This window comes from Mucilaginibacter sp. P5_A6, assembly GCF_056400585.1.
Genome location: NZ_JBFUKZ010000016.1, coordinates 143,349 through 154,463, shown reverse-complemented (window position 1 = coordinate 154,463; position 11,115 = coordinate 143,349). Strand labels below are relative to the sequence as shown.

Annotated in this window: 8 protein-coding genes; all 8 read right to left on the bottom strand. The window is 41.9% G+C overall.

Annotated features, from left to right (window positions below):
* Positions 1-1,456: glycoside hydrolase family 3 protein (locus tag AC1DO4_RS17465; protein WP_477418091.1), on the bottom strand; the 1,456-nt coding region annotated here is incomplete at its 3' end.
* Between the two features lie 52 nt (positions 1,457-1,508).
* The gene (locus AC1DO4_RS17460) at positions 1,509-1,652 is read right to left on the bottom strand and encodes a hypothetical protein (RefSeq protein ID WP_477418089.1); all 144 of its coding nucleotides are present in this window, start codon (positions 1,650-1,652) and stop codon (positions 1,509-1,511) included.
* Positions 1,653-2,028: 376 nt separating this feature from the next.
* The gene (locus AC1DO4_RS17455) at positions 2,029-2,322 is read right to left on the bottom strand and encodes a hypothetical protein (RefSeq protein WP_477418087.1); all 294 of its coding nucleotides are present in this window, start codon (positions 2,320-2,322) and stop codon (positions 2,029-2,031) included.
* Positions 2,323-2,464: 142 nt separating this feature from the next.
* On the bottom strand, positions 2,465-2,587 hold the full coding sequence (locus AC1DO4_RS17450) for a hypothetical protein (RefSeq protein ID WP_477418085.1): 123 nt from the start codon (positions 2,585-2,587) through the stop codon (positions 2,465-2,467).
* 104 nt (positions 2,588-2,691) lie between these two features.
* The gene (locus AC1DO4_RS17445; protein ID WP_477418083.1) at positions 2,692-4,152 is read right to left on the bottom strand and encodes a cellulase family glycosylhydrolase; all 1,461 of its coding nucleotides are present in this window, start codon (positions 4,150-4,152) and stop codon (positions 2,692-2,694) included.
* Between the two features lie 62 nt (positions 4,153-4,214).
* Positions 4,215-5,753: a glycan-binding surface protein gene (locus AC1DO4_RS17440; RefSeq protein ID WP_477418081.1), complete on the bottom strand. Its 1,539-nt coding sequence runs from the start codon at positions 5,751-5,753 to the stop codon at positions 4,215-4,217.
* A 22-nt stretch (positions 5,754-5,775) separates the two neighbouring features.
* Positions 5,776-7,371 carry a RagB/SusD family nutrient uptake outer membrane protein gene (locus AC1DO4_RS17435; protein WP_477418079.1) on the bottom strand — a complete coding sequence of 532 codons (1,596 nt, stop codon included), beginning with the start codon at positions 7,369-7,371 and terminating at the stop codon, positions 5,776-5,778.
* Positions 7,372-7,400: 29 nt separating this feature from the next.
* The gene (locus AC1DO4_RS17430) at positions 7,401-10,577 is read right to left on the bottom strand and encodes a SusC/RagA family TonB-linked outer membrane protein (protein WP_477418076.1); all 3,177 of its coding nucleotides are present in this window, start codon (positions 10,575-10,577) and stop codon (positions 7,401-7,403) included.
* Between the last annotated feature and the right edge of the window lie 538 nt (positions 10,578-11,115).

Sequence of the window (11,115 nt, the reverse complement as noted above, 5' to 3'; positions counted from 1 at the left end):
CCGCGGTAACCAATGCCTGTTCACCAAAAGGCAGTTCCAGGCTTTTACGGTCATGGGCTTCGCTTTCATATTCACGATTGGAACCGATACATAAAATGGCGACATCGCTGGCTTTCGCAAGCGCTACCGCCTCGTCAATCAGTTTCTGATCGGGCTGGTCATAGCCGCGATTTTGTTCATCACTATTACTTGCCAGGTAGTTTGCTTTATAGCCCTGGGCAAAGCTGATACTGGCCGTTTTACCGAACCTTGATTTTATACCGTCTAATGCTGTTATCTCGTGTTGCGCTTTTACACCGGCCCCATACCCGCCCAAAGCAAATGTGCGGATGGCATTATCGCCAATGACGGCGATGCTTTTAATGTTACCTGCTTTTAAAGGCAACAAATGGTTGTCGTTTTTTAGCAAAACGATGGATTCTGAGGCGATATCATAGGCGGCTTTGGCATGCGCCGGTGTAGCGATAGATCCTGCAGGATGATTGGTGCTCATGGAGGTATGGTATATTACCCACAAAATCCTGCGCACCTTATCGTCAATTGTTTTTACCGGAACCTGGCCTTCCTTAACAGCTTTAAGTAAGGGCTGGGCAAAATACCATTGGTTATACGGTCCGCTTGATCCCATTTCAATGTCCAGCCCGTTGTTGGCCGCTGCAACGGTATGGTGCACACCGCCCCAGTCTGAAACCACAGCCCCTTTAAAGCCCCATTCGTTTTTCAGCACTTTATTCAATAAATAGTCATTCTCGGAACACCAATAACCGTTCAGTTTATTGTAGGCTGACATAATGGTGTAAGCATTCCCTTGCTGTATGGCTGCTTTAAATGCCGGGAAATAAATTTCGCGTAATGCTCTTTCATCAACTATGGTGTTTACGCTATCACGGTTAAGCTCCTGGTTATTGGCGGCAAAATGTTTTATACAGGCCGCTACATGCCGGCTTTGAATTCCTTTTACAGCCCCGACGGCCAGCAGGCTGTTTAAATAAGGATCTTCCGAATAATATTCATAGGTACGGCCGCAAAGTGGCATCCTGCAAATATTAAATGCCGGTGCAAGCATTATATGCTTTTTACGGGCATTGGCTTCCTCGCCTATAACTACGCCATACCGGTTGGCCATCAGGGGATTCCAGGTAGCCGCTATGGCCGAGCCATTTGGTAAAAACGTGGCCGAATCGGTTGTCCAGTTAGCCGATGCCCAATCAAAACGCTTTATTTCTTCACGTACACCTAAAGGGCCATCATCGCAGGTTAGCTCCGGGATACCTAAACGGCTTACGCCTGCGGAAGAAAATAGCGCGTTGCCGTGAAGCATGTCTATTTTTTCTTCCAGCGTCATTTTGCCGACGATGCTGTTGATCTTCGCTTTAAGCGCAACCTCGCTTTTACTTTGTGCCGAAACGCCGCCGGCCACCAAAAATGCCATAAAACAGGCAAGGGTATATTTCATAAAATATTATTTCTTCTCTTTTTGTCGATGCTATTTATCTGCGGTTGTAAGTTTAAACCGGCCCTGCTTTAAGGCCGGCCAGGCGGGCCATTTTCTGTTTAAAATTTTCAACTCTGCGTGGGCCCGCCCATATCCACATAGCGTATAGTTGAAACCTTATTTTGGAAGGTACCTCATCCCATAATGTTCTAAACATTTTTGAGTGAAGTTCTTAATAAGTACCAGGCCCTCGTTAAATGTTTTTTTCGATTCAGGCGATATGAGAGGGTTCCTGAAAAAAGCAGGGTGCTCCTTCAGCAACATCCCAATCGTCTCAAAATTCTCTATCAAAGCTTTAATTTCACTTTCATCTAATTCCGACGCTTTTGAAATCATTTGATTTTTCATGTCTCTTTTTTAACCAGGTATCATTTGCCGCGGATATCAAATTCGCGGGAGTACGCAGAATTAGGTTTTATTTCAATTTGTTGTTTTGCCACAGGCGAGCCATTGTTTAACTGCGTGGGCCTGCCCATATCCACATAGCATGTAGTTGAAATCTTATTTTGGAAGGTAACGCATCCCATAATGTTCTAAAACCCATAATGTTTTAAACATTTTTGAGTGAACTTCTTAATCAGAACCAAGCCCTCGTTACACATTTTTTTCGATTCCGGCGTTAAGATCGGGATACTGACGAAAGTAAGGTGCTCCTTAAGCAACATCCCAATCGTATCAAAATCCTCTATCAAAGCTTTAATTTCACTTTCATCTAATTCCGGCGCTTTTGAAATCATTTGATTTTCCATGTTCTCTTTTTTTAACCATGTGTCATTTGCCGCGGCAATCGTCATGCGTTCAAATAGATCACTGTTGATTTCCGTCATGTTGAAAACAGAATTGTTATTGTTAAAAAAATGCCGGGGCCTCTCGGTAAAGGCCCCAGGCATCCACTTATATTCAACTAAACCTCTCTCTTATTTAATTTTCAACGCTTCTGACCTTTTTATCGCAAAACGCAGCGTATTTTTAAAGCCCCGCCCCTCTTTTCAGCGGCGCCTGGCCTGCAGGCAATTGTACCGCACTAAATACGTTGCCCGCCTTGAAGTATTCCTTAGCCAAATCGATTGAAGTAAAAGTTCTGTGATCCATAAGGATCACAGAACTTTTTAAAGTTTAGCTTAACAGAAAACAGTAATGTCTAATCTCTTCACAGTACCGCTATTCCAGTAAAAGCTTTGATTCAACATTAATTTTTACTTATATCCTAATTTAAGGGCATCGTACATGCGCTGGTCCTTTACCACATTATTTTTTCTGTCCAACATAAAACCTATCTCCCAATAGAATGGCAGAATACCATTCGCTTTGGCCGTTTTGGTCGAAAAAGTTGTCCAGTAATCCACAGACTTGTTGTGCATATCCAGATCCTTAGGAAGATACTTGCTGTTGGTGGCGGCAGTCCTCCTCCACACTGCATATTCACCCAGAATCACAGGGATACCTTTATCAACAAACCTCGCTTTCAACGGTTGGAATTCAGCAGTGATCGCATCCTCTTCTCCAAAGTTGGCGTTACGGTCCGGCTCAATAGTAGAATGATTCCCGGCCCCCCAGTAATAAACCATTTTGCCCCAACTTACATCTCCATCCGTTAGTATCGTAAATACAGAAGGCGTGTAGTCATGCACCTCTACCATCAACTTGTTAGGAATGTTGTCTGTTGGAAGCGCATTCATCAAAGTAGCAGTTTTATTAGGGTCAGTGGTCGGCCCCTGCACCACCAGCACACGGTAACTGTTCCTGCCTCCGGTAGAGCGAACTGCGTTAATAAATGTCTGGTGGTAACCATTAAGTATGGTCATCTGCCCGGCATTGTCAGCCGCAGGTTCATTCAATCCGGCAAAAATAAGGTGCTCATCAAAATCGCGCATGGTTGTAGCAATCTGCTCCCAAATCGCCTTTTGCATCGCATTAACAGAATCTTGCTTAATTGCATTGACATTGGGACTATCGTGAGAATTCAGTATCACATACATATCATTGGCCACACACCATCCAACCACTTCTTTCACCCGCGCAAGCCATGCAGGATCAATTTTTGCCTTGCTCCGATCGCTTAAATGGGTCCAAACCCAGTTACAGGGAAGCCGTACAGCAGTGAAACCTGATTGTTTTAAAAACTTCACATACGATTCGGTCATTTTACTATTCTGCCAATCACCTTCGTTTGGCGACTCCATGGTATTGCCAAAATTTATTCCCATTCCCGTGCGCATTTTTGCCGCCAGCTGCACAGCAGTACTGGTCATTCCGGTCATGTCTGGCGCTATGGGCGATGTATTATAACCTGGGTATAAAGTAGGGGCCTGGGAAACCGTTACCCTTCTTGCCTGGCCGTTGGAAGAACTTATGAATAAAATACCAGAGCGGCTTGACCCTGTGCCATTTTGCGATAATGTTGTTAAATGAATAACAGTGCTGCCGCTTTTGCCTGTTGTTGTATTTAATTGCAACCACGAATAAGCAGGATTGCTGATGCTCCAATCGGCATTAGCTGAAACGGATAGGTCCTGGGTCCCTCCTTCACCCGTAAAAGTTACGGTGGGTACACTTACTGTTAGTTGCGGGTCCGGGTTCTTCGTTTTTTTACAGGAGAATAAAGATATAACTGTAATAAGCGATATCAATACTGTAAAACAATACTTAATTTTCATTTTGTCGTTAATTTTAATTGGTTAAAAAGCCCCACAACGATATGCTGCCATGGGGCTGTAGGCTATTTGATTTTCACACACCTAATATTGTCAATAGCGGCATAAAAACCAGTTGCAGTTGGCGAAGTATCGAAATTTTTAAGAGTCATATTATAACTATTCGCACCAGTAGCCCCTAATAATTGGCTTATTTGAGTAATTGATACACCATCCCCTAATTCGTTAACTTTTGATCTGAACTCAGATAAAGGAATAGTTACGGTTTGCCAACCTTTCGTTTTAAAAGCTTTGGTAACATTTGAACCAGGGATTTTCCATGGCTCATAACGGGCAACATAAGTGTCACTTGCAAAGTCAGTTCTAATATAAAGCGTACCTCCATTCCATGGGTGGGCCACACTTATTTCAAATTGAAGGGCCCAGCTTGAAGGAGGATCTGTAAGATTTGCCACAGGCATCCAGTAATTAGCAGGATGATGAGCAGTTGGATTAGAATTACCCAATGGAGCGTACTTACTTGCACCGCCAGCTAAAACAGGAGTATTAAAATACACAAACTGACCATCATTTGTTCCCATCGAACCATTAAAATCGGGATTGGCATAAGTTAAATTAATATCTCCCCACCAGGAATAACCAAAATAATCACCCCACCAAAAATCTGCTAAAAGACCATCAGTAACGCCATTTTGAGTATTCACTTTATAAGGAGTAGAAATCGTTCCATAACTGGTAACAATGGTTACTGGTCCACTCGAGTAGCTATTCCGATTTGGAGCCGAAAACTTAACATAAGCGCCACGTGGGCCTTCTGTGAAATTTGTAATAGTAGCACCACCAAAAGAAATTGACTGGATAGTCTTGAGGTAAGCACCATAAACATAAACCGAATCACCAGCGTTGGCATTACAGTTGGAAATGCCGTAAATGATCGGCTTCGCATTTATGGTATCCCGGGCAGTACCAGATTTAGTAGTTACTATGATAAACTTGTCGGATGTTGTTGCCGGCATCAGAAAACCAAGAGAGGTGCCATTGGTATCCGATTTAAATTTTGGAATTTTGGTTCCTCCATATGTAAACTGTTGAACCAATGTCAAATTTGAACCATAGAGATAAACCGAATCGCCGGGGGCGGCAAATACATCGGATATACCGCTAATAGTAGGCGCCGGAGGGCCTAATTTAAAGGCAAACGTTGTTGAACCTGCCGGTGTAGTATACTGTATAGTATAGAGTTTAGTGGTGTCAATTGTTGAAAACTTAATGTAAGGTATACTCACCACTGCGCTGTTCGGCGCAAATAAAGCAGTGTTAAAACTGGTAGGAACCCCATTAAATGCGATTTGAGTTGCATTTTGCAAATTATGCCCAATTATAACCACATATTTTCCTGAGTGTCCGGTAAAGGAAGTATCAGTATTAAGATTACCAGTACCTATAAGAGTATCCTTAGGTGACGGATGATATAATCTTACGCTTGTAATACTGGGAGCACCAGCATTGCTGCTGTCGTTGATCTTCTTACAAGCAGGCAGTAAAGCTACTATCATTAATAAAAGCGGCAATAAACAAAAGCGCGCATTTAAAATCTTTTTCATATATTTTATTTTTAAATGTTAATTAATAATAAGGTACTGGTGGGGCTGCCAATTTAGGGTTCATTGTTAACTCTGATCCCGGAACTTGTATCGTAAATGAACTGATAGTTGCCGGAAGAGTAGGTGCAGGGGCAGTCGTATCCCTTTTAGCTATATGGGTAGTAGCATCATAACTAAATATGGACCGATCTTGTTTATTGATCCAATTAACAGCTTGTTGCGGTTGGTAATAAGACCACCGTACCAGGTCCATCCAATATTGTCCTTCAAAAGCAAATTCAATTCTTCTTTCCTTCAGTATTGTGGCAGCGTCCAAAAAAAGCACATTGGCCACGCCGGCCCTTGTGCGCACTTTATTAAAATAAGTTATGGCGTCACCATCGCTTGTAGTAGCATTGTTACCCAAAATAGCTTCGGCATATACCAAATACACATCGGCCAACCTAAGGATTGCATTGTGTTCAGGGGATGACTCAGGGTCCATTGTTGGCGCATTGTTATCTTTTTCGTTGCCAATAATGTGTTTTTTCATACAAACCTGGTCTGCCTTATAGCCACCACCGGCTGCATTTAATTCGGGATATTTATCGCCGGTCAGCATAATAGTGGCTTTGCGCCTTACTGAATCCTCGGTTGTGTACATCTTATATAAGTCGTAGCTTGGATATAATGCAGACCATGCGCTTGACTTTTGAGGATTTATATCGTTGCTTGGCGAATAGTTTAAATTACGGTTGCCATTTCCCCAAGTCACACCTGGCGCCCATTGAAGGGCAAATAATGATTCAGGGTTATCATTGTATTGCGATCTGAAAAGATTATAATAACCGAGATGCTGCGCATCATCCTGCCCAAGAAGCGTTAACCCGCTATTTTTACACACATTGCCTGCATATTTTTTGGCGCTATCCAACAATGCCTGGTCGCGCGTGCCACTTTTGCCCAAACCTGCCATTGTTAAATATACTTTGCCCAGCATTCCTTGCGCCGACCATTTGCTTACCCTACCTGTTTCACCTTTGATTGGAAGATTTTGCGCTGCATAAGTAAGGTCAATGGTGATCAATTTATAGACATCCGAAACAATGTTGCGGTTAAGAAGCGGATCTTTTATCAGTTTACTGTTATCTTCAATAATCGGCACTGCACCCCAATAAATAGCCAAATGATAATAAGCTACGGCACGAATAAACTTTGCTTCGGCAATGGCGGCATTTTTGTCTGCTGCCGGGATAGAAGCAGAGGCTTGTTGCTGTATGGCATTAATAACTCCATTACATTGTCCTATAACATTATACAGGCCCGCCCAACCGCTTGCCACTACGCCGTTATTCGCTGTAATTGTACGTGTATAAAGCTGACTCCAGTCGCCAATCCATTGGCGATTAGCAGTTCCGCTCAATATGTCACCAAGTTGTAGCAAAGCCCCATTATGCCATTGCGACCACAACGAACCGCCATATAGGCTTGCTGTAGCCAGCCGCAAATCGGAAGTGGTTTTGTAAAAATTATTAGAACTTATCTGCGAGGTAGATGGACGGTCCAAAAAAACCTTTTTGCATCCGGCAATTGCTGCCGCAAATAGCAAAATAAATATAATTTTATTAATTGATTTCATAATACCTTATTTAAATGGTGATTGATCTATTAGTTAAAGGTTATGTTTGCACCAATAGTAAATACGCGTGGCTGAGGATAATAACCATTGTCCCACCCAGCCTGAAGTGGATTCCATGAGCCAATTTCAGGATCCATGCCCGAGTATTTTGTAATTGTAAACACATTGGTCACAGTACCGTATATCCTAAATGTATTCACGTGTATTTTTGATAAAATATTTTGTGGCAACTTATAACCTAATGTGATGTTTTTGCACTTCAGGAATGAACCATTTTCGAAAAACAAAGAGGAAGAACGATTATTATCGTTGGTATTATCCTGTCTCAAACCTACAATAGTGGTATTCGGGTTGGTAACGTATACATTGTTAACATCAGATGCAGAGCCGGCGGGATCTATTAAAGCCAATTTCGCGTAATTTAATACCGATGCAAAATAGTTAGTATTGTTTTGCGAATTGGTTTGTGTTACAGCCAATTGATTAAATACTTTGTTGCCATAGTTGCCAGTGAAGAAAATATTCAGGTCGAAATTTTTGAAGGTAACTGTATTGTTAATCCCACCCTGAAATTTGGGGATCGGGGAACCCAAAAAGGTTTGGTCTTTTGAGTCGATAACACCATCGCCATTCAAATCCTTGAACATACGGTCGCCGTACCAAATACCTCCACCTGATTGCGAAATTGGGTAAAGTTTACCGCTTTGGTCAACAGGCAAGGCATGTGTTTGAAAATCACTTGCCTTTGAAAATATGCCATCGAATACATAGCCATAAAATTCGCCAATGGGCTGACCTACCATCGTTTTTTCGACTACGATTTGTGAGTTACCTACATAGGATGTCTGGCTTAGGTTAGCATCAGCTCCGCCCGCACCTAAACTGAGCACTTTATTAATATTACGCGATACGGTAAAATCAGTTTTCCATGTAAAAGCTTTAGAACTAATATTGGTAGTACTGATTCTGAGATCAAGCCCTTTATTGCTCATAGAACCCACATTGGCATAAGGCGCTTGCATGGATCCCTCGCCCGAGACAGCAGCGCTGTATAAAGGAAGCGGAACCTTTAACAATAGTCCGTTTGTTACGCGGTCATAAACACCAAATGAAAAACCTAAGCGCCCGTTAAAAAACGTTCCGTCAAGGCTGGCATTGAAATCCTTTGTTTTTTCCCATGTTACGTAAGGATTTGCCAAATTACCTTGAAACTGTGCTATACCCGATAAGCCATTAACCACCGTATTAAGTTGGGTTGCAAAAGTATTGCCTGGTATGTTTTGATTGTTGGTAAGTCCGTAACCAAGTCTCAATGTCAATTCATTTATAGCATTTACACCTTTCAAAAATGACTCATGATTAATTTTCCAGGCAAATGCCCCTGAATAGGTGGTAGCCCACTGATTGTTGGTTGGAAAATTTGAAGAACCATCGCCACGTATATTACCGGTGATCAGATATTTATCATAAAAGTTTAAATCAACACGACCGAAATAGGCTTCCGATGAATTGCCGAGACCATTATCGCCTGAGTTTTTGGCCGAGATAGCATCGCCGGCATTGAGGGTCTGCACATTGTTTGAAGGGAAATTATTCCGTGTGCCGCCAACATTTTCGAAAGCGCTTGACTGCCCTTCGTGCCCTGCTAAAACTTTGAAATTAAATTTACTGAAATAATGGCTATAAGTTAGGTAATTGCGTAATACCGTATAAAAGTTTTGGTATGTGTTTGAGCCACCATCGTTAGTACCTTTAACATATTTGCCAAAAGCAAAAGTTGGATAAAAATAATCCTGGGTACTAAAATCGAAATTACCGGATACTTCATTTCGTAATGATAAATCTTTAGTAAACTGTATTTCGACATACGCGTTGCCAAACACTTGATTTCTCTTTCTAACGTTTTTGTTAAGTTGGGCTAACGCCACAGGGTTGGGAACTGGAGTCACATAACCGGATGTGTTGGTTACCCCACCCCAGGAGCCATCGGAGTTTTTTACCGGACGGTCGGGTGTAAGGTATAGCGCATTACCAATTACACCAGAGGCAGTAGAGTTTTGATTTTCATAAACGTGAGCTAATTGAAGGCTGGTTCCTATTTTTAGCCATTTAGTGGTTTTATTGTCAAGGTTCAGCCGTACTGATGATCTTTTAAATGCAGATCCAATAGCTATTCCTTGCTGGTTAAAATAAGCGCCTGAAAGTGAATATTGGGTCCTATCATCGCCGCCGCTTACTCTAACTGAATTACTGTTCATCGGAGCTTTTCGGAATAATTCTTTTTGCCAGTCGGTACCGGTACCTAAATATTGGGGATTGGCAAATTCGTCCCTTGTATCGAAGCCCCACGCTTGTGCCCGGGCATTAATGAAAGTGGCAAACTGCTGCAAGTTCATTGTAGGGAGTGCTTTTGGCAACTCCTGATAACCGGCATAGAAATCATAAGCTACCTGTGGCACCCCTGCTTTACCTCTTTTTGTAGTAATAACAACAACGCCGTTGGTTGCCTGCGAACCGTATATAGCAGTTGCAGACGCATCTTTCAATACATCTATCGATTCTATTTCAGCAGGATTAATAGTATTTAATGGATTGGAGCCATTACCAGGGTCGCCAACCGGCGGAATAATAATACCATCAATTACATATAATGGCGAATTTGAGCCAGTTATAGAAGACACGCCGTGTATTTGAATAGATACGCCGCCACCAGGTTGGCCCGACACCTGTTGAACCACAACTCCTGCAACTTTTCCCTGCAGAGCCTGGTCAAAGGTAGTTGGTTGTGTTTGGCGTAGGTCATCTCCCCTTATTGAACTTATTGAGCCGGTAGCATCTGGTCTTTTCGCAGTACCATAACCGATAACCACAACTTCGCTTAAGTGGCTGGATGTTGAATTTAGCTTAACATTAATTGGACCGGCTTGTTTTACCGTTATTTCCTGAGATGTAAATCCTAAATAGCTAAAAACCAGTACTTTGCCAGGATCAGCCGCTATATTATAGCTACCATCAATGCTGGAGATAGTGCCCAGGCCCGTCCCTTTAATCTTAATACTTACGCCTGGTATCGGCTGGCCATCGTCGGCGCTTGTTATTTTACCCGTAATATTTACGGTTTGTGCATGGGCAGATATATAAAGAAATATGCCTGCGATAATTAATGAAATCTGGTATTTCACTCTCTTTTGTAAATTTTTATCCATCTTTTAAAAGGATTTTAAGGTTTGATAATTGGTTCATTGGTGTTTGGTAGTAATTAATTGGTTTTTCTCTCATTCATAATTTATTTTGTTATCACATTTTTTAGATAGCCCAATACCCAAAAACAACCTTTGAAAACTATTTTACTGTTAGTTTCCTCACATGAAACGGCTGCCCGAACAATCAGTTAAAAAACTTCAGGTGCAGTCAGACGCATGTTTACTAATTCAAAAAAGTTAACTGTTGGTCCTATTGGTTATTGGTGGAACATGTTCAAAAGCAACGTCTTTAAGTACATTACTTTGGACTCATATTCCGGGGATGAAGCTATGGTAACCTAAAAAAAGGGAAAGGGTAGTTTTGTCCAAAAGTATGGATCAAAAATCCAAACTTTATAATTACCTGTAAATAAGCTCATTAAGCATTAAAGCTGACCTATTTTACCCTAAATACCGAACGAAAGTTGTAATTTGGAGCAAAACGAACCGTTTTTAAAATGCAAATAACCAATGGTCACTGATCGGCCAACAAACGCTGACA

Coding starts and splice junctions, on each gene's coding strand:
- AC1DO4_RS17455 (WP_477418087.1), bottom strand. CDS start 2,322: ATGACGGAAATCAACAGTGATCTATTTGAACGCATGACGATTGCCGCG.
- AC1DO4_RS17445 (WP_477418083.1), bottom strand. CDS start 4,152: ATGAAAATTAAGTATTGTTTTACAGTATTGATATCGCTTATTACAGTT.
- AC1DO4_RS17450 (WP_477418085.1), bottom strand. CDS start 2,587: ATGGATCACAGAACTTTTACTTCAATCGATTTGGCTAAGGAATACTTC.
- AC1DO4_RS17460 (WP_477418089.1), bottom strand. CDS start 1,652: ATGTTTAGAACATTATGGGATGAGGTACCTTCCAAAATAAGGTTTCAA.
- AC1DO4_RS17440 (WP_477418081.1), bottom strand. CDS start 5,753: ATGAAAAAGATTTTAAATGCGCGCTTTTGTTTATTGCCGCTTTTATTA.
- AC1DO4_RS17435 (WP_477418079.1), bottom strand. CDS start 7,371: ATGAAATCAATTAATAAAATTATATTTATTTTGCTATTTGCGGCAGCA.
- AC1DO4_RS17430 (WP_477418076.1), bottom strand. CDS start 10,577: ATGGATAAAAATTTACAAAAGAGAGTGAAATACCAGATTTCATTAATT.